A 19,836-nucleotide genomic window follows, 5' to 3' on the forward strand; every position below is an offset into this window, starting at 1 on the left:
AGGCTATTTTACTTGTCACTTTGAGGTTGAGCAGTGCTCGAAATCCTCACGTAGCCATGATTTATAAGGTCATGGTGTACGCTCCGGTTTCCATGCGCTGGTCGCACTAAAATTGCCTGTGACAATTACGCCTACATTATTTGTTGGTTTATTTAAGTTAATTTCCATTAAATTTTTGGTATAGCAGTCCATATCAATGAAATAATATTCATTAATAGTCTTGGCTGCTTTCTGCGTAACACCGTGACTGAATTTCAGACGCAGTGATCCTCTGGTCATTTAGCATTAATGACAAAGGTGACAGTAAATTTTACAGGATAGCTATGTTTCTGCTGAAAGATGAATAACACAGGCTGAGTATCGATTGGTTAATAAAAACCCACAATCAGATAAACGTATAAATATAACCGAGTGTTAGTCTCTTCGGAGAAAGCAGACAATAGTTAACTCAACGTAAAGGTCGTAAACACTTTTCGCATTTGTTAAATATTGTGCATAGACAATGACTATCCAATAAAAGTGGATGTCATCGCAGGGAGGATGTTATCTATAGTGATAATAAGAAAAGTTAAAATAACTACGATGTGCCGGCATCATTAAATGCGTTGTTCGCCTTATATGCGCCATTTTTTTGTTGTTATTTTCCATTTACGTAAGGTCTCTATTTTTTAATCAAGGTTTACGAGCAATGAACTGATGGTGGCTATTTTAGTCATAACACTTATTCATTCTGTGACTCAAATCATGTTTTCTACCGATTTTAAAAGGTGATATGACTAAAAAATGAATAAATTATCGATTTTATTCATTTTAAACGTTGTTTATTCAAAACTGTACTGTATGTTATGCAAAACAGTAAGGTTATATTTAACACGACGGATACATTGGCAGGCTTATTATTATCCAATATTAGCAATGAGAGCGGGTTCTTAATAGTTTTTGTATTTTATTTGTTAATCCATAATTATTTGTTACATCCAAATTTATACGTAAAATCTGCATATAAATTCATATGTACCTTATGCGGTAAATGTTAGCTAAATCACGTTATTAGGCTGTTTCTCGGCTAAGACTCTATTATTAGGAAGGATATGCTGGCAATGATCCCCTGCTCAGAGATAAGTATGGGGAAGGAGGGGCAATGGCTGCCCCGACACGAATAAGTTTAACTGAATAGCGGTAGGTCGGTGCGGGTAGCGGGGATTTTTATCTGTATAACCTGCTGTTGACGGGTCAATTTGAGCGACAATATCTGCCCATCATTCTCTACCTGGAGGTGCAGTAACGGATCATGGGTGTTCATATCAAAAACACATGTCACCTGAGCCTCCGGTTGACGATTACGCAAAATCAGGTAGCTGATATCACGTACTGACGGATTTGCCGGTGCCAGTCCTTGGAATAGTGTGGCATCGGCCGCCAGCCAAAGTGATAGCGGGTGTGCTGCTGTTTGATAGCAACACTGGATAACACCATTGAGTGGCTGGGCAGTAACCTGATGCAAATAGTGCATGGGGCCACTGTCATTGAAGACTGAATTCTCACCCATCAATTCTGTTGCTACTCCGTCGATATGCAGTGTCCAATCCCATTGTTGTTGATGTGGATTAGCGATATTACTGATATCAATGATGGCATCTTCCAGCCACAAAATACGGCGACGGAATTTTACGTCGCGATAGGATTCGCTGTCCCACTGAATCCGGGTATGGCTATCCAACTCGGGTGCTGTTTCTCCCCAATCAACCTCTGTATCCAGCCAACTAAAGTTAGCCGATTGATGCCAGTGATGGATAACCGGCACTGCTGGCGGTTGATTTGTTTGGTTAATACTGAGCGTATTGTGAGTTGCACTATTTTTGTAGTAGCCATAATGCAGTTGCGCACCGTAACCCGTGGTGCCTAAATCCGGCAGGATCTCGTGCCCTTGCTCAAACAGAATTAAATTTAGCCGATCATAATGATCATGTTCACCACCATATGGGCTGTGTTTTACCAGCAAAGCGCGCCCTGCTTGTGGCTGACGTAAAATTGTTAGCCCGCAATCCGGTGCATGCAGTGTGTCTGTCGGTATGACATCAATCATTTGTGGTGGCAATTCTTCAACACCGTACAGCAGGGCATCCAGATTTAAGCGCGGCTGTTGGCGATAAATATGTTGCAAGGCAGCGGCATACTCATCATTGCCATAAGTTTTAAAAGCAAATTCATATAAATGAGCGTGGTTGAGCTGCTCTTGCCCAGCGGTGCAATCGTTAATTCGTGGAAATGTCCCGTCTGGCATTAACATTTGAAGCGGGAAACTGAGCATATTGCGGTAATAGGGCAGGGCAAGTAGGCTATAGCGGCTACCTGCAGCCAGCTTTTCAAATGACCAGAAGCCTTGCAGTGCATAAAAGTGATAATGCACTGAGCCTTCAAACCACAATCCTTCACTGAACAGCCCATGCTCCAACTGATAACGCAGGCCATAATCTGCGTTGACGGCAAACTCAATATAGTGCTCTTCTGCCAGAATTAGGCCGATCACGGCGATCGCACTGCTGATTTTAACTTCATGGTTATGTAATTGGCGGGTACGGTGTTGCATCAGGAAATCTGCGCCTTCGCGCAATAAACGCCCGGCGATGCAGTCGCGCTGCTCCTGACAGAGGGCATCGGAGATAAAATCATAACCCAAAGCAAAATCGAGCAGGCAATTGGCCTCACACAGGGTTTGTGCATTGGCCTTACCCGGCCCGTTGTACGGAATACCGCCGTGAACTTCATAATCAGGGTAGTGACGGGCATAATTAATCAGAATGTCCCGCACTTTATTGAAGTAACACACCTCCCCAGTTAACTGCCAAAGCAGACCTAGCTGATTACAGGCTTTGGCATTCAGGCCATTAAGCGCCCGCCACCAGGCACCGTCATAGGGTTCGCCACTGAATAACTGAGAGTCAACCGGGCAACGATGCTGAGTGGGTGAGTCGCGATCCCACTCCAGCCGCACACCGTGATCCGGGCAATAATAGTAATGATTCCAGGTGGCGATACCGGTGGCAGGAACCCGTGTTGCCGAGTCCAAAACCACCCGATTATCCGCAATCAGCGTGGCAATAATCTCCGGCTGTTGCACTCTATTTCCCTGTTGTCGTACAACCCGCTGGCGGATTTTAGCCATCTGCCGATCCGTAAACTGCTTCATATCTGGTGTGTCCTCGACGAGAGTTATTTTTGCGCGATCAGGGGTTGTGTGATCGGATAAAGCAGGATTTCGACGGCATCTGGGTATTTTGCTATCAGATATTGTGCTTTCTGCTGGAACTCACCGTCAGCAGGGTAAGCTCGGGCGGCGGTTATCATATTGATCAAGGCTTTCTTATCTTGTAGGCCATCCAAGTCTTTATACGGCCAGGCTTGGTCGCTATTGATAAAACCTGCCACATATTGATAGCCTTTTTTCAGGCTGTGCTCGTCCAGAGAAAAGTTCCAGATATCTTTGTCTGCAACCTCACCCAACCGGCCTAGCTTGTTGTAGGCTTCTAAATGAAAATTACTGTAATGCCAAGGACGAGTACGTTCCAACTCGGCATTTTGTCGGCCCTGCATATCAAAATGCGAGGGGATTCGACGGAGTTGAGTTATCTCCAGGCGCTTTTGAGCGGCGGCTTTTTGGTCGCTAAATAGAGCAAAGGAGGCGGCCTGCATATCAAAATAGGTGCCGTGATTATTATGCCAATTGTCTTCTTCGAAACCGTTCTGGCTGGTAGTCATCCATTGGTAAAAGTCTTTATACCAAAGTTTGATTGCTTGATAGTCGGTATCATTAAGTACATTGGCTGGTCTTATCAATTCGACAGCATCAATCACATCGACCAGTGCCCGACTATCGATCAAACCAATCCCGCGCCCTTCATTGATACCCGGAATGGCTTGGGCATATTGTAGATTCGGGTTCATTCGGGTGTTTGGATTGACAAACCAGTTAGCCAATTGATCCCGTGCTTTCTCGGCGTACTCGGGCTTACCGGTAAAGCTATAAGCCAATGCCAAATAATAGACATCTTCGCTTAGGCTGTTCATGCGTTTTTTATCGGTGGCGTCACTATTGGCGTCTGGATTTGTTTCGCCGTCTTTACGCAAATAAGGCATGCCGTCTTTCTTGCTTGGGTCTGGCCACCAATAAGGCGGGAAGCTGTAATAGTCGTGTTTATCGCCACTGGCGGCCGACAGGCTTTTATCCATAACGGAGTACAGTGGTTTTTTTAGTGCTTTATCTGCCTTATCTATCAGATTCTTATACGATTTTTCATATAACGGATTGTTTTGTTTAACCTGAGCGATGCTGTAGTTTATATCATCCATTTTTAATAGTAATGGGTAGCTTTCCGCAGCATAAATAAAAGGGGAAGACCCCAAAAGCATAGCCAGTAATAGGTTTTTATTACCTGAAATTTTCATCACTACTCTCCTTTTTCTTTATGATTTACATTATTAAAAATAAAGAATTCTGATTGCTTTAATTGCTTTCCTTATTGTTTTAAAATAGAAATTTAACCTTATTAAAATAAAGTAATTAAATGTATTGGCACTCTTTAAATAAAAAATAACACTGTTTAATTTCAGATGGATTTGAATTCTATGGGAAAGTTTTTGGGATTTTGTGATCCAAGTCTATATTATAAATTATCTGTAAATAAATAATTTAAATTGTGATGAATATCAAATTAAATCTTAGTTTTAGACGTTTTTTAGCCAATTTTAATAATTGCATGGTTTTTTTAATTTTTAAAATGAAGGTTTTAATTTATTGTTTTATATGATTTACTTTGTTTATATTCATTTTTTGTTGATTTTTTTAATGTGATCTCAAGCAGAAATATTTAAATGGAATTAAGTTTTGTTTTTTATGGTGTAGTTTTTTGTTTTTCTCTGGGTTCTAATGTTATCGAGTGTTTCGTGATTTTATTCTGTTATTTAATCTTCTGGGTAAATTCATAAAAATTAGATTTCAACGAGGCGATGAGATGAAGACAAAAATGATAATGTCACAAGTAAAAATAAAATCCTTGCTGTTATTAACTTATTTAGCCATGGAGATCCCTTCTCTTCACGCTGCAGAAACATTGCAAGTGTGGATCCGCGCCAGTAATGATTCCAAGAATATTTATAAAAAAGAAGCCGACACTTTTGAGAAGAAAACCGGTATCAAGATTGAATATTTCAATGCGACGACTGATTTTGAACAGCGTCTGGCACGGGCCGCAGCGGGTAATGCGCTGCCGGACCTGATTTTCAACGATGCCGTGGCTATTGGGCAGTTTGTCCAGCTTGGTATTGTCGAACCGATTGAACCGAAAAATATCATTGGCGGAGAAGATATCTTCGATACCGCCTGGAAAAGTGCCCAATATATTGATGGTAAATATTATGGGGTGCCTACTTCAGCTCAGACCTTCGCCCTGTTTGTACGTAAAGACTGGCGAGAGAAACTGGGATTAGAACAGCCTAAAAACTGGCAGGATATCAGTACATTAGCGAAGGCGTTTACTTTTAATGACCCGGACGGCAACGGTAAGAACGATACCTATGGCTTTATTCTACCGGCTTCAACCACCCGTGGTTACGCCAGTTGGTTTATCAGTTCTTATCTTTGGCAGGCCGGCGGTGATTTTATTCGCCCAACCAGTGAAGGTAAATTTAAAGCATCGTTGGAAGAGCCAGCAGCGACTGAAACGCTGAGTTTCATGCGTGGCATGGTATGTGACAAAACGGTACAGCCGGGGGCTATCAATGCCACTACCGCAGATGCCATTCCATCATTCCGTTCCGGTCAAAGCGGCATGTTCTTCTCCGGCCCATATCACATTGCTTTGTTTGATAAAGATCCCGGTAAAGAGGCTTTTGAAGTGATCCCACCGCCGGCCGGAGCAAAAGGGCAGGCAACACTGGCTGAAGGCACCACCGTATTTTTGATGAAAAGCAGTCAGAAAAAAGAAGCCGCTCAGAAATTCATAGAATTCATGATCTCACCTGAAGGGCAACAAATCGGCATGGGAATGGGCAGCAACAATATGCCGGTCGTGCGCTTGTCGATTAATAAGCAAGTTGATACTAAAGCGGTTTATAACGATCCGCGCTGGGCAATGTTTGCTGACTTATATGCCGAACATGGCCGCTATATCCCACAAGTGCCTAACTGGACGCCTATTCGTCAGGTCACTGCTGAAGGTTTCAACCGCATCTTAGCCAACTGTGACAGTGATATCCCTGCTGAATTAAAAGCCGTGAATCAGAAAGTGAACGATGAATTGGCTAAACAGAATGTCTTAGGGCTGTGAGTGAAACATGATAACGCTAACCCCCCGACTAAAACGTAATCTGGTTCCGTGGCTGTTCCTGGCTCCGGCACTGGTCATCTTCACCTGGTTTAAATTCATTCCGATGCTGCAAGGGCTAGTGATGAGTTTTTACAAGGTTAACTTTAACCAGCCAAATGAGTGGGTCGGGTTTGACAACTTCTCCCGCGCGATGGGTGATGAAGCGCTGCACTCTGCGGTGTTCAACACCCTGTTATATGTGGTGGTCACCATGGTGGTGGCCGCTTTTATCGCCTTCTTTTTAGCCATGTTATTGGAAGGCCCGGCACGGCATCTGCGCTTTATCCGCACCGCTATTTTCCTGCCGGCGGTAACCAGTGCGGCTATCGTCGCCGAAATGTGGCGAATTCTGTTTAACCCGACCAGTAATGGTGTGGTGAACCATGTTCTGTCATGGTTCAGCATTGAAGCGCAGGGGTTTTTGGCAGATACCGATCAGGCGCTGTGGACTGTAATGATGCTGCATATCTGGAAAGCAGTGCCTTACAACATGGTTATCTTTATTGCCGGGCTGGTAGGCATTAGCCGTGATTTGTACGACGCCTCGAATGTGGATGGTGCCAACTGGTGGAATCGCCTACGTTACGTCACCTTACCGGGCATGATCCCAGCACTTTCAGTGGTACTGATGCTGTCGTTTATCCGTGGTTTTCGGGTGTTTGCCGAAGTGTATGCCACCACTGGCGGTGGTCCATCGAATGCAACGGAAATGATAATGACCCATATCTACAAGCTGGGCTTTGAGCAGTTTGATTATGGTTATGCCTCTGCGGTGTCCTTCCTGCTATTCGCGTTCACTGTGATATTGACGATTTGTCACCTCACATTGAAAAAGCGCATCGCCCGTTACTAACCCGAGCCGGAGACTGGTCATGAAAACTAAAAGTTGGAACAGTATCGGCCGCTGGATAATTTATGGTCTGTTACTGATTGTATTTGTTGGCCCGTACTGGGGCATTATTGCTACCGCATTCAGCGGTGCGCCAGTTAAACCCGGTGAGCTGTTGGCATGGCCAAATCAGTTCTCGTGGGACAACTTTATTTTTGCCTGGATGGATATCGGCGTCTGGCAATATCTGCTGAACTCGATCATCGTGGTGTTCTTTGGCACGGTTCTACAGGTGTCAGTCAGTGCACTGGCGGCTTATGCGTTGGCGCGTAAAAAGTTTGTCGGAGTCTCTCTGACCAGCTTGATCATCCTGTCGACCATGATGCTGCCGGAAGAGGTGATCGCTATTCCGCTCTATATGATCATTAACTGGCAACTGCCAATTATCGATTCCTCGTTGTACAACAGCTATTTGGGCATGATCCTACCGGTGGTTGGCTGGGCCTTCTCAATCTTTGTTTTGACTGAGTTTATGGCTGCTATCCCAAAAGAGTTGGAAGAGGCGGCACGCATTGATGGTGCCAGCGAATGGCAAATTTTCTTCCATGTGATCCTGCCACTGGTTAAACCGGCTTTGGGCACGGTAGTTACCTTCGGATTTATCATGATTTGGGATCAATATCTGTTGCCGCTGATTGTCGTGAATCAGGACAGTTTGAATACCATTCCGGTGATCCTCGGCACGTTACGTACCGACGAGAGCATCACACCAAATATCTTTATTGCCATCACCCTATTGGCGATGCTGCCGAGCATCATCGTGTATCTGGGTCTGCAAAAACATTTCAATCGCGGGATCATGTCTGGCGCGGTTAAAGGTTAGGGAGAAACAAAATGGGATCGGTTGTACTTAAAAATGTCTGTAAATCTTACGGTGACACCCATGTGATCCGCGATGTATCGCTGGAAATCCCTGACGGTGAGTTCTGCGTATTAGTTGGCCCGAGTGGCTGCGGAAAATCCACCTTACTGCGTATGATTGCCGGGCTGGAAGAGATTTCCGGCGGCACGGTAGGCATTAATGATAAAGATGTCACCGACGTTGAACCTAAGATGCGCGATATCGCTATGGTGTTCCAAAGCTATGCTCTCTATCCACAGATGACGGTGCGCGAGAACATGGGTTTTGCACTGAAAATGGCCAAAATGTCCAAGGCGGAGATCAATAACAAAGTCGAAACCACGGCAGAGTTATTGGGTTTACAGGCCCTTTTGGAGCGGTTGCCGAAAGATTTGTCCGGTGGTCAGCGTCAGCGCGTCGCCATGGGGCGGGCTATCGTGCGTAACCCACAGGTATTCTTGTTTGATGAGCCATTATCGAATCTGGACGCCAAATTGCGTACTCAGGTGCGTGGTGAGATCCGCGAATTGCATCAGCGGCTGAAAACCACCTCTGTTTATGTCACCCATGATCAAATAGAAGCGATGACGATGGGGCAAATGATCGTGGTACTGCGCGAAGGGCGCATCGAGCAGGTCGGATCGCCATTGGACTTGTATGATCGTCCGGCTAACTTGTTCGTCGCGGGGTTTATTGGATCACCTGAAATCAATCAATTGAAAGGCTCCGTGGTGCAACAGGGTGATAAATTCCTGCTACAACTGGAAGATGGCTCATTGCTGACATTGCCTGTTGGCTTGCAGTTGAGCGACGGGCAGCGCGTGGTGTACGCCATTCGGCCAGAGCAGGTCAACGTGGTAGATGCGACACACAGTGCCAGTGCACTGAAAGCGACCATTACTGCGATTGAGAATACCGGCTCGGATATGCAGCTATTTTGTAGCACTGGCGGTGGCCGCTTTACCTCGGTTTTCAAACAGCGTTTGGCGGTGAATGCAGGGGAGACGGTCTATCTGCAACCTAAGCTTGCCGGTATCCACATTTTTGATGCTGCCACCGGTTTACGGGTTGCTTGTCAGGCTACATAAGGAAGCAAATACCCATGACGCCAATGAAAACGTCTATGACGCCAATAAAATTGTATACGCTGGATCTAGATTGCCTGATCAAGGCGAAAGCGGTATTACAGCAACCTTTTTCACCATTACAACCGGCATTACGCCGGTTATTAAGTGAAGCCGATATATTGCGTGATCAGCCACCGGAAAGTGTGACTGATAAAAAGTTATTGCCGGTCAGTGGTGATATTCACGACTATTACAGCTTTGGTACTTATTGGTGGCCAAATCCGCGCAAGCCTAATGGTTTACCCTATGTGCGCCGCGATGGGCATACCAACCCGCAGAGTCAGAATGACGATACTGATACTCAACGTATCGTACGAATGTGTGATCGCTGCCTGACACTGGGGCTGGCCTACTATTTTACCGGGAATAGCCGTTATGCACAGGTGGCCGCCGAGCAGATACGTTGCTGGTTTTTAGATGCTAAAACTCGTATGAATCCGCATCTTAATTACGGGCAGGCCATTCCTGGTATCGTTTCTGGCCGTGGTACCGGCCTGATTGATACCCGCCTGATGTGGATGGTGATTGATACTCTCGGCTTGATATCACCAGCCAAGCTGCTCGATACCGAGGATACTGCGGTGTTACAGCAATGGTTCCGTGATTTTAACCATTGGATGTTCCACAGCGAAGTGGGCCATTCAGAGTATGTCTGGCACAACAACCACGGCACCTGGTATGACGTACAGCGCGCGGCCAATGCGATGTTTTATGGCGATCGCGGGCTGGTTTCCACCATTATCCAGCAAGGTATCACCCAACGGTTGGCGGCGCAGATTGCCCAAGATGGTAAACAGTGGATGGAGCTGGAACGCACCGTGCCGTTCCATTACTCGTTGTTCAATTTGGAAGCCCATCTACTGCTATGTCGCTACGGTGAACATGTTGAAATTGATCGCTGGGAGTGGATACAGGATGGCCGCAATGTTCAGCAGGGGATTGACTATCTGCTACCGTTTATTGCTGAACCGGAGCTGTGGCCCTACCGCGATTTGCGTGGCATCGACTATGACAGTGCATTGCGGTTGTTATTACAGGCCGCCCGGGGTTACCCGATGGACGCCAAACGCTATCATGCGGTGCTTGCCACCTTCCCGGTGGAAACCCTGACATCCCGTGATCGTCTGTTGTGGCAGAATTAATTGGGTCAAAGTTAATAGAGGCAAAGTTGATGTACACTCAGGGCTATTTCTAAGTCAGAGGGCGTTGTGAATAATGAGTGACGTGAATAACCCTGAGGATCTGCTTGGTATTAACCGCTTTCTGCGCCAGCAACATGTACTGACGCTGTGTGCGGGCAGTGGTATCGATATGTGGTGTGCCAACTGTTTTTACGTATTTGATGAAACGCAGATGGCGCTATTTATCATGACAGAAAAGCACACCCGACATGGTGAACTGATGCAGATAAACCCACAGGTTGTCGGCACCATCGCCACCCAGCCGCGCACAGTAGCCTTGATTAAAGGTATTCAATACCGCGCAGAGATAAGCGAATTAACGGGGGATGCGGAACACCGCGCCCGCCAGCGCTACTGCCGCCGCTTTCCGGTGGCTAAAGTGGTATCCGCTCCACTCTGGCAGCTCAATCTGCTGGAAATCAAGATGACTAATAATACCCTTGGTTTTGGCAAAAAACTGTATTGGCAGCAAGACTCTTCACTATAAATTTCCTGTTTTAATGATAACTGCTATTTTTCGATTCTATGTAATAGTGTCTCTGGTATGTATTATTCATAACAATTGATTTCAATAATTGTCTCCGCACTTTTTCGCGGCATTAGCATCAATACCAGAAGGCAGGAGGTCAGATGGCGAAGGTATTATTACTGGGCGCAAGTGGCCTGGTGGGGGGCGAATTACTGCGCCTGTTACGTTTGGATGCCAGAGTGACATCCATCATTGCACCTAGCCGTAAACCCTTGCCAGCCATGAATAAACTGATTAATCCGCAGGGTGAAAATATCGGCGAGTTGCTGAAAACCTTGGATCAACCGGTGGAGTTGGTTTTTTGCTGTTTGGGGACCACCCGTAAGCAAGCTGGCAGCCAGGCGGCATTTCGTTTGGTGGATTATCGGTTGGTATTGGCCGCTGGTGAAACCGGCTTGCGGCTGGGCGCACGGCATTTTCTATTGGTAAGCGCGATGGGTGCTAATGCCAACTCATGGGTGTTTTATAACCGCACCAAAGGTGAGGCCGAGCGTGATTTACAGGCTCAGGGCTGGCCACAACTTACTTTTGCCCGGCCCTCAATGCTGGCAGGTCAGCGCGATAAGCCCCGCTTGATGGAGAGCCTGAGCGCGCCTCTGTTTGCCTTATTGCCAGATAAGTGGCGCTTGATTAAAGGCAAAGATGTCGCACAGGCGATGCTGGATCAGGCTTTTGCGCCGCCGAAAGAGGGCGTGACAATCTTAACCTCCGCTCAGATGCAGCAGCGTTGATCATAATAGGGTAATCGTCTGATTATCATGGGCGATTGCCACCTCTGCCGGTAATGGGTGGTCAAGCAACCATCGATCAAGTTGGTGGCTGGCATGGGTCAGCAACGTCTGTTGTGGCATTAGCAAATCCTTAATGGCTAACGCGATGGTTACATCATTGTGATTGCGTGGCGGCGGCGTCTGCGGCGGGTGGCTGCAATCCAGCACCAGCAGATCGATATTTTTGCTGGTCAGAAATAGCGCACTATCAGCGGGTAGCCCGACGGTATCGGTTAAATAGGCGATGGTCCGGCTGGGGCTTTGCAATAAATAGCCGAAGGTTATTTTGGAATGGGTTAGCGGCACCGGTGTGACCCGTAAGTCACCAAAATGGAGGGTCTGGAATGCGGCCATCGGCGGCTGAAAATGCAGAATTCCAGGATGTTTGAACAGATCGTCACAGCCGTCTGGATCCGGCGGTCCGTAGATCGGGATCGAATTTCCGCATCCCCAACGTAACGGAAATAACCCCTGAACATGATCCATGTGGTAATGTGTAAGCAAAAAACGCTGAATTTCCCCCGCAGTAAACTGCTGATCCAGTGTCGGCAATCCGGCATCAATCAAGGTGGTTTCCCCCTGATATCGCAGCATGGCACTGCAAGGTTTACGGCCCAATGCGGGCTGCACTCTGGCTTTAGCACAAATCACGCAGTCACAACCAAATACCGGCACCTGCTGGGCGCAACCGGTGCCTAACAGTGTCAGTTCCATTTTTTATCCCCCATTTCTTTACTGGTTAGGGGAGCTAGCAGTAATTGTTGTAACTGCCCCAGTGTGTGGTGCAGCTCACCATCATTAGACAGTTGCAAACAGTTAACCGGTAGCTGTTGCTGATAGTGTTGCGCCCGTTGTAATCGTGCATTGATCTGTTCATTGTTCTCTCGGCCACGTTGCTGCAATCGTTGCGCCAAAATAGCCGGAGAAACCGTCAGACAGAGCGGCAAAAGTTGGTCGGAATAGCGCTGTTGTGCCTCTGGCAGATAAGCTCTGGAGCCATTAACCACCACATCTAACCCGTGTTGTAGCCAGATATCAATCTCAATACCTATGCCATAGTGATACTGATGCGCTTGCCAGTACAGCGCGAATAATCCTTGGGCCGCCCGCAGTAAAAACTCCTGTTCACTTAGCGCAACATGGTTTTCCGCCCCGGCATTGGCCTGGCGGGTGATATAACGATGTGCCACGATAATATTTGCCGGATTGGCTGCCCGCAGCGCCGACAGCAGACAATCTTTTCCGGCCCCTGATGCCCCCATCAGATAGATTAAGCGCCCCATCAGAACACCTGTATTCCCTGACGCCAGACGTTTTGCACGTAAACATGTTTACTTTGCGCACTGTCATGAGCGCGTGCCAGTATCAAATCAGCCCGTTTACCTTCGGCAATAACACCACGATCCTGTAGTCCCAAGGCGTTGGCAGGATTACGTGTTACCAAATTAACCGCTTGCGGTAAGGTGAAGCTATTGGTTGCATCGTGTGCGATACGAAAGGCCGCATCCAGCAAGCTGGCTGGGTAATAGTCAGACGATAAAATATCCAGTACTCCAATAGCGGCCAGTTGGTGTGCTGCAACATTGCCTGAATGGGAGCCACCACGGACGATATTTGGCGCGCCCATCAATACTTGTAAACCATGCTGATGTGACGCTCTGGCCGCCACCTCCGTGGTGGGAAATTCAGCAATCACACTGCCCAGTGCTTGTGATTGTGCCACATGTTCCGCCGTGGCATCATCGTGACTGGCGAGGGCAATGCCCCGCTGAGAGCAGTGATCGGCGATCGCTGTTCGATTCGGCGCTGACCAGCGCGCTGACAGGGTGATTTGCTCTTCCTCAAACTCTGCCATTTGTTGATCATTAAGATGGTATTTGCCCTGATAATACTCACGATATTTTGCCCGGGAGGCGAATTGACGCTGGCCTGGTGAGTGATCCATCAGCGATACCAATGACAGTTCAGGCTGCATCATCAGTTCTTCAAACAGCGGTAGAGTACTTTCATGAGGTAATTCACAACGTAAATGAATCCGGTGTTCTGCCCGGTTCAGTCCCGCCCGCTGACTATCCACCACCGCATTAATCATTTTTTGCAGATTATCCAGACGATGCCCGCCATCGCGCACATCGCCAATCGCCACTGCGTCCAACACGGTGGTGATCCCACTGGCAACCATCAGCGCATCATGGCTGCTCATCGCCGAATGAGCTGGCCAATCAACGTTGGGGCGTGGGGTAAAAAACTTGTCCAGATTATCGGTATGCAGCTCGATCAATCCCGGCAACAGCCAGCCATGTTGTCCATCTAAGGCGGCAGAGAGTTGGGTTGGGCGATCACTGTAATTGTGGATAACCCCGTTTTTGATTTCGAGCGATCCGTTGACCACCTGATCTTCAAGAATAAGGTTGATGTTATTGAGGATCATGCGGGTATCTCCGGACTGGCATCGGCGGGAAAGGGCGTCATGACCAGTAAGCGATCACTGACATGGTTACGTACGGCCTCATCGTGGAAAATTCCAATGATGGCGGCCCCTCGCTGTTTAGCTTCATCAATCAGGCTAACGACTGCCGCGCTATTGGTGCTGTCGAGCGATGCCGTTGGCTCATCAAGCAGCAATATGGGGTAATCTTTGATAAAACCACGGGCGATATTGACCCGCTGCTGCTCGCCGCCGGAAAAGGTCGAGGGGGCCAGATCCCATAAGCGTGGTGGAACATTGAGGCGAGTCAGGAGATCCTGCGCGCGCTGTTGGCATATATGGCGTTCAACGCCAAGCTCCAGTAGCGGTTGCATCACCACATTTAATGCACTGATCCGTGGGATCACCCGCAAAAATTGGCTGACCCAACCCACGGTATGACGGCGTACCTCCATAATTTGTCGCGCTGGTGCTGCCACAATGTCGAGCCATTCCCCCTGATGCTTGACCCAGATATGCCCGCTGTCTGGCAGATAGTTGGCATATAAAGAGCGTAGCAGAGTAGATTTACCGCTGCCGGAATGGCCGTGTAATACCACACATTCACCGCTACTCACTTCCAGTGAGGTTTGATGCAATACCGGTAAGCGAATACCATGCTGGTGGTGTAGTACGAAGGTTTTACTGAGATTTTCAACTCTCAGTTGTGGGTGATTGATATGCCGTTGCTGGTGATTCATAGTGAGCTCTCGTTAATCTATTCACGGGTTAACAGACAAAACAGTCAGTTTTGCAGCACCGATGAAACCAATAGTTGGGTGTAGGGATGATGGGGATCGTCTAGTACTCGATCGGTCAGGCCGCTTTCGATAACCTGACCCTCCTTCATCACCAGCAACCGGTGTGCCAATAGCCGGGCCACACCGAGATCATGAGTGACAATCACCACTGCCAGTTGCATTTCCACCACCAGATTGCGCAGTAAATCCAGTAGTCGCGCTTGTACTGATACATCCAGGCCACCCGTCGGTTCGTCCATAAATACCAGCTTGGGGTGGGTCACCAGATTGCGGGCAATTTGCAGACGTTGTTGCATGCCGCCGGAGAAGGTAGTGGGTAAGTCATCCAAGCGTGATAGTGGGATCTCGACATCCTCCAGCCAGCGCCCTGCTTGTTGGCGGATGTCGCCGTAATGGCGCTGGCCAATAGCCATTAGACGCTCGCCGATATTGCCACCGGCGGAAACCTGTGGGCGCAAACCATCCAGTGGATGCTGATGGACCACCCCCCATTCGGTGCGCAGTAAACAGCGGCGCTGACTTTCAGCCATCTGATATAAATCAACTGGTTGCTGGGCACCAGAGTGGTAAATAACCTGCCCATGCTGTGGCGGCAACCGGGCAGAAATCGATTTTAATAAGGTGGTTTTGCCAGAGCCGGATTCACCGACAATTCCCAATACTTCACCGGGATAGAGCTGGAAAGAGACGTTGCTAAACCCCTTACCTGGCGCATACAAGTGTGTGAGATTCTCCACTGATAGCAGTGGGTGAGCGGCTGCGGATGATGAAATAACCTGTTCGGAAATCATTGAATATTTACCTCTTGTGCCGCCAGTTGCTGCTGGCAAAAATCAGTATCAGAACAGACAAACATTCGGCTGCCCTGATCGTCCATCACCACTTCATCAAGATAGCTGTGGCGCGAGCCGCACAAGGCACAGGGTTTATCCCATTGCTGCACGGTAAATGGGTGATCGTCGAAATCCAGACTTTCCACCTTGGTAAAGGGAGGCAGGGCATATAACCGCTTCTCGCGACCGGCCCCGAACAGTTGCAGCGCGGGCATCATGTGCATTTTGGGGTTATCAAATTTTGGGATCGGTGAAGGGTCCATCACGTAGCGATCGTTCACTTTGACCGGATAGGCGTAGGTGGTGGCGATATGGCCGTAGCGGGCGATATCTTCATACAGTTTTACCTGCATCACGCCGTATTCTTCCAGCGCATGCATTTTGCGCGTTTCGGTTTCGCGTGGTTCGATAAAGCGCAGTGGCTCTGGGATCGGCACCTGATAGATAAGGATCTGATCTTCGCTCAGTGGTGTTTCAGGAATGCGATGCCGGGTTTGGATCAAGCTGGCATCGACAGTGCTTTCGGTGGTCGTCACCCCGCTGACGCGCTGAAAAAAACGGCGGATAGAGACAGCATTGGTGGTGTCATCTGCCCCTTGGTCGATCACTTTTAATACATCTTTGCGGCCAATCAGGCTGGCGGTCAATTGAATGCCACCGGTGCCCCAACCATAAGGCATCGGCATTTCCCGCCCGCCGAACGGCACTTGATAACCGGGGATCGCCACTGCTTTTAGCAGCGCGCGGCGTAAAGTCCGTTTGGTTTGCTCATCCAGGTATCCCAGATTATAACCGGTGAGAACCTCAGTCATGGCGTGGTTCCTGTTCTTGAGAGGATGGCTGTTGCGAGGCGAGTAAGTGCTCACGACGCAGGCGTTTTAGCAATTCCAGTTCCGCTTGAAAATCTACGTAATGCGGCAGTTTAAGATGAGAAACAAACCCCGCGGCTTCGACATTATCGGCATGGGAGAGCACGAATTCTTCATCCTGCGCCGGGCTGGTGACCTTTTCGTCATATTCGCGGCTTTGTAAGGCTCTATCCATCAGCGCCATCGACATCGCTTTGCGCTCACCACGGCCAAACACCAGACCATAACCACGTGTAAAGTGCGGTGGTTCTGATTCCGGGCTGACGAAGCCATTTACCATCTCGCATTCGCTCAGCAAAATTTCGCCGATATCAATAGCAAATCCCAGTTCTTCCGGTTGAATTGAAACGCTCAGATGACCGGTGCGGATCTCGGCGGCAAAGGGATGGGTGCGGCCATAACCGCGTTGCGTGGAATAGCTTAGCGCCAACAGAAAACCTTCATCGCCACGGGCCAGTTGTTGCAACCGGGCCGAGCGATTGCAGGGGTAAACAGGAGGATTTCGGGTGATATCTTCCGGCTGAGTACCGTCATCTTGCTCTGTCAGGGCAAGCTGCTCTTGAACTAATAAATCAAACACATGGGCACAGTTATTGCGTAATAAGTCATCGGATAATGTTTCGCCATCGTTGCGCGCTTGCGGTGCATCGCCTGCGGCCAGCAGGGTAAAATCCAGCAGCCGGTGGGTGTAATCATAGGTTGGACCGAGCACTTGCCCGCCAGGCAAGTCTTTGTAAATGGCTGAAATACGACGCTCTAGCCGCATATGCTCGCTTGCTAGCGGTTGACTGACAGCCAAACGGGGTAAGGTTGTGCGGTAAGCGCGTAGTAGGAAAATGGCTTCCACCAAGTCACCACTGGCTTGTTTAATTGCCAGTGCGGCCAGCTCGCGATCATAGATGCCCCCTTCGGTCATCACCCGATCAACCGCCAGACCGAGTTGTTGTTCAATTTGCTCGCAATCGACTGCCGGGATCTGGCTGTCGCCACGCCGTTGCTGTTCCAGCAATTGATGGGCTGCTGCAATCGCTTTTTCGCCCCCTTTGACTGCAACGTACATCAGCACACCTCCACATGGGTGGTTCGTGGGATTGCCATCAGGTTCTCGCCACAGGTAAACAGAAAATCGATGCCAGCCGGAAATGCAGCAGGGCGGTTAAGCAGATAATTCAAGACGGTGGCGGGCAGGTGTGGTGCAACAGTGCGGCTGTGTTCAATACCTGGCCCGCGTAACCGTAATGGCACGCCGTGGTGTAGGCTGTCGGTCTGAATCACCACCGTAGTGGATTGTTCCGGTGAGAGTTCATTACCTGCCGGGCAGGTAGCGAGTTGCTCTGCTGTTATCTCATTATTAAATAATGAAAAAGAGGATTTATCACCGCATGTCGTTAGGGGCGCACCGGTATGAAAACGCACATTGTGTTGCACGCTGTCACTATTAAGTGCTGCGTCGAGATAGAGTGGCGTCTCTTGGTCGGCCAGCGTGAGCAAAACACTGGTGGTTGCTGGGTTCAGTGGTTGCCAGCCGGTAGCATGGGGCAGTGTTACCAGCACGCCCGGTTCACTCAACGCTTTGAGAATACGACGAAAAGTGTGCTGCGCATCATCCACCGGATGCTCAAAATGAGTTAATAAGTTCATCAGTCCTCTCCCCGCACCAAGGTGAAGAAATCAACCTTACTGGCGGTGATAGCATCAGCGCGTAATTGCCGCCGTTCTTGTTGTATTGCGGCCAGTGGGTGAATCACGGTTTTCAGCAATAATTCATTCAACCCGGCGGGTTTACCCTTGACGGTGGAGAGTTGTAACAAGGCATCCAGCACGGCGCACAGCTCGGCATGAGGCTTATTACGCCCGGCAATGTAGCTGTAACCATAAATATCCGTGCTGTCGTTAAGCTTGATAACGGCACGCGTTATGGTCATATCACCAAGGATAAAACGGCGACCAGTAGCCCCCATCCGGGCCTGTAATTGGTTTAAACCTATCTCTGGGGCGCGGATCACCTGATATTCCGGTGATAAATTCAAGGCTTGCCAGTGAGCGAGCAACTCTGCTGGCTGGCAGTGGGCTAACACCGACATCCAGTTTTGCCGAGTGGTATGGCGAGTTTCCATTCAGTGCTCCATCGTCAATTCAATCATGTCGGCCCGCGTCAGGCTGACGGAGTATTCCGCCACCTGCTGGCTATCAACACAGATATTTAAGGTTCGCACACAGAGCAGCGGCGCATGAGTCGCAATCTCGAGTAAGCGGCTCTCTTTTGCCTGCGCACGACGTGCGCTGATGCGGGTTTGGCTACGACTCAGTGGTTGTTGTAAATGCTGGGTGATGAATTGATGCAATGAACCGGAGTTGAATTGTTGTAAAGCAGGCCACCAGCGCAGGTCTGGCAGGTAGTGATCGATAACACAGACTGGTACGCCATTAACCCGCCGCAGAGTACGTAAATGGATCACGGTGGTGCCTTCTGCCAGTGAGAGCGCTTTGGCTACATGCTCTATACACGGGCGCAAGACTGCGAGTAAGCGCTCACTGGTGGGGTCACTACCTTGATCCAGCAAGTTCTGGCTAAAGCGAGCATTAGCATGCAGTGGATAGTCATACGGGCGCATTAATACCAGCGTGCCGATGCCCTGGCGGCGTTGTAGCCAGCCACGTTCAACCAGTTCATCCACTGCCCGACGCAAGGTATGGCGATTAACTTGATAGCGATCAGCCAGTTGTTGTTCAGAAGGCAGGTAATCGCCACAACGATAGGCACCACGCAATTCCTGTTCTAATTGGGCCGCAATTTGTTGATAGCGGGTGGGGTAGCTGGTCGGTGGTCTAGATAAGTGCATGGTAGATATACCCTCTCAGTGCTATCCCCCTCATGGCCGTTTCTAGCCGCAGCGAAGCAACAGAAGTAGCAAAACGGACGAGCAGATGGCGGATAGTCATAGTGATAACCGGTAAGTGATCTCACCGCTATGCTGGCTGTTTTTGATGACAGTAGGGTTAAGCTGAGATGGCGGAACGATGAAGTTTTTGCGTTTATCGGTGCGGGTTTTATTGAGAAAATAGAGATTTTTATAAGAAAAAGTTTTATCGCATTATCAAAATGATACATATCCAGCCGATAAATTTTCATTTAAAACAAAAAATAAACATTACCTTAACTTGAGTGAAACATAAGTGTCTCTTATGGTTATTTCACGCCGC

At 48.6% G+C, this 19,836-nt stretch carries 20 protein-coding genes; 7 read left to right on the plus strand and 13 right to left on the minus strand.

The window, feature by feature from the left end:
* Positions 1 to 543: 543 nt before the first annotated feature.
* From speFL to ACWJJO_RS02475, 3 genes are all read right to left on the minus strand, one after another.
* Complete coding sequence (speFL, locus tag ACWJJO_RS02465; protein WP_105877053.1) at positions 544 to 648, minus strand: leader peptide SpeFL; 105 nt, start codon at positions 646 to 648, stop codon at positions 544 to 546.
* A gap of 517 nt (positions 649 to 1,165) precedes the next feature.
* The gene (locus ACWJJO_RS02470; protein WP_481090581.1) at positions 1,166 to 3,190 is read right to left on the minus strand and encodes a heparinase II/III domain-containing protein; all 2,025 of its coding nucleotides are present in this window, start codon (positions 3,188 to 3,190) and stop codon (positions 1,166 to 1,168) included.
* 23 nt (positions 3,191 to 3,213) lie between these two features.
* Positions 3,214 to 4,449 carry an alginate lyase family protein gene (locus ACWJJO_RS02475; RefSeq protein WP_193784742.1) on the minus strand — a complete coding sequence of 412 codons (1,236 nt, stop codon included), beginning with the start codon at positions 4,447 to 4,449 and terminating at the stop codon, positions 3,214 to 3,216.
* Between the two features lie 563 nt (positions 4,450 to 5,012).
* Between ACWJJO_RS02475 and ACWJJO_RS02480 the strand changes: the two genes are divergently transcribed.
* The 7 genes from ACWJJO_RS02480 to ACWJJO_RS02510 all read left to right on the plus strand — a co-directional run bounded on the left by ACWJJO_RS02480 (position 5,013) and on the right by ACWJJO_RS02510 (position 11,663).
* Complete coding sequence (locus ACWJJO_RS02480) at positions 5,013 to 6,326, plus strand: ABC transporter substrate-binding protein (RefSeq protein ID WP_481090582.1); 1,314 nt, start codon at positions 5,013 to 5,015, stop codon at positions 6,324 to 6,326.
* Positions 6,327 to 6,333: 7 nt separating this feature from the next.
* A complete protein-coding gene (locus ACWJJO_RS02485) occupies positions 6,334 to 7,218 on the plus strand; it encodes a carbohydrate ABC transporter permease (RefSeq protein WP_083160872.1) in 885 nt (294 codons plus the stop codon).
* A 19-nt stretch (positions 7,219 to 7,237) separates the two neighbouring features.
* Positions 7,238 to 8,077, plus strand: a complete 840-nt coding sequence (locus tag ACWJJO_RS02490) for a carbohydrate ABC transporter permease (RefSeq protein ID WP_083160870.1) — start codon at positions 7,238 to 7,240, stop codon at positions 8,075 to 8,077.
* A gap of 11 nt (positions 8,078 to 8,088) precedes the next feature.
* A complete protein-coding gene (locus ACWJJO_RS02495) occupies positions 8,089 to 9,183 on the plus strand; it encodes an ABC transporter ATP-binding protein (protein WP_050312219.1) in 1,095 nt (364 codons plus the stop codon).
* A gap of 14 nt (positions 9,184 to 9,197) precedes the next feature.
* On the plus strand, positions 9,198 to 10,364 hold the full coding sequence (locus ACWJJO_RS02500; protein WP_083160868.1) for an alginate lyase family protein: 1,167 nt from the start codon (positions 9,198 to 9,200) through the stop codon (positions 10,362 to 10,364).
* A 73-nt stretch (positions 10,365 to 10,437) separates the two neighbouring features.
* The gene (locus tag ACWJJO_RS02505; RefSeq protein WP_193784741.1) at positions 10,438 to 10,890 is read left to right on the plus strand and encodes a YhbP family protein; all 453 of its coding nucleotides are present in this window, start codon (positions 10,438 to 10,440) and stop codon (positions 10,888 to 10,890) included.
* Positions 10,891 to 11,033: 143 nt separating this feature from the next.
* The gene (locus tag ACWJJO_RS02510; protein WP_083160866.1) at positions 11,034 to 11,663 is read left to right on the plus strand and encodes a Rossmann-fold NAD(P)-binding domain-containing protein; all 630 of its coding nucleotides are present in this window, start codon (positions 11,034 to 11,036) and stop codon (positions 11,661 to 11,663) included.
* Here ACWJJO_RS02510 and phnP read toward each other — a convergent pair whose 3' ends face one another.
* From phnP to phnF, 10 genes are all read right to left on the minus strand, one after another.
* Entirely contained in the window at positions 11,664 to 12,416 is a 753-nt protein-coding gene (gene phnP, locus ACWJJO_RS02515) for a phosphonate metabolism protein PhnP (RefSeq protein WP_083160864.1), read from the minus strand.
* Positions 12,407 to 12,985, minus strand: a complete 579-nt coding sequence (gene phnN / locus ACWJJO_RS02520; protein ID WP_481090583.1) for a ribose 1,5-bisphosphokinase — start codon at positions 12,983 to 12,985, stop codon at positions 12,407 to 12,409. The genes phnP and phnN overlap by 10 nt, the downstream gene beginning before the upstream one ends.
* A complete protein-coding gene (gene phnM, locus ACWJJO_RS02525; RefSeq protein WP_420072957.1) occupies positions 12,985 to 14,133 on the minus strand; it encodes an alpha-D-ribose 1-methylphosphonate 5-triphosphate diphosphatase in 1,149 nt (382 codons plus the stop codon). The genes phnN and phnM overlap by 1 nt, the downstream gene beginning before the upstream one ends.
* Positions 14,130 to 14,849, minus strand: a complete 720-nt coding sequence (phnL, locus tag ACWJJO_RS02530; RefSeq protein WP_005186537.1) for a phosphonate C-P lyase system protein PhnL — start codon at positions 14,847 to 14,849, stop codon at positions 14,130 to 14,132. The genes phnM and phnL overlap by 4 nt, the downstream gene beginning before the upstream one ends.
* 65 nt (positions 14,850 to 14,914) lie before the next feature.
* Positions 14,915 to 15,721 carry a phosphonate C-P lyase system protein PhnK gene (gene phnK, locus ACWJJO_RS02535; RefSeq protein WP_372568587.1) on the minus strand — a complete coding sequence of 269 codons (807 nt, stop codon included), beginning with the start codon at positions 15,719 to 15,721 and terminating at the stop codon, positions 14,915 to 14,917.
* Positions 15,718 to 16,575: an alpha-D-ribose 1-methylphosphonate 5-phosphate C-P-lyase PhnJ gene (locus tag ACWJJO_RS02540; RefSeq protein ID WP_481090584.1), complete on the minus strand. Its 858-nt coding sequence runs from the start codon at positions 16,573 to 16,575 to the stop codon at positions 15,718 to 15,720. The genes phnK and ACWJJO_RS02540 overlap by 4 nt, the downstream gene beginning before the upstream one ends.
* A complete protein-coding gene (locus tag ACWJJO_RS02545) occupies positions 16,568 to 17,692 on the minus strand; it encodes a carbon-phosphorus lyase complex subunit (protein ID WP_481090585.1) in 1,125 nt (374 codons plus the stop codon). Before ACWJJO_RS02545 ends, ACWJJO_RS02540 begins: the two co-directional genes overlap by 8 nt.
* Positions 17,692 to 18,273, minus strand: coding sequence for a phosphonate C-P lyase system protein PhnH (gene phnH / locus ACWJJO_RS02550; RefSeq protein ID WP_420072960.1), 582 nt, complete (start codon positions 18,271 to 18,273; stop codon positions 17,692 to 17,694). The genes ACWJJO_RS02545 and phnH overlap by 1 nt, the downstream gene beginning before the upstream one ends.
* Entirely contained in the window at positions 18,273 to 18,749 is a 477-nt protein-coding gene (gene phnG, locus ACWJJO_RS02555) for a phosphonate C-P lyase system protein PhnG (RefSeq protein WP_083160852.1), read from the minus strand. Before phnG ends, phnH begins: the two co-directional genes overlap by 1 nt.
* On the minus strand, positions 18,750 to 19,475 hold the full coding sequence (gene phnF / locus ACWJJO_RS02560; protein WP_083160850.1) for a phosphonate metabolism transcriptional regulator PhnF: 726 nt from the start codon (positions 19,473 to 19,475) through the stop codon (positions 18,750 to 18,752). It lies immediately after the preceding gene.
* Positions 19,476 to 19,836: the final 361 nt, after the last annotated feature.

The sequence above is a fragment of the Yersinia antarctica genome, from assembly GCF_056636475.1.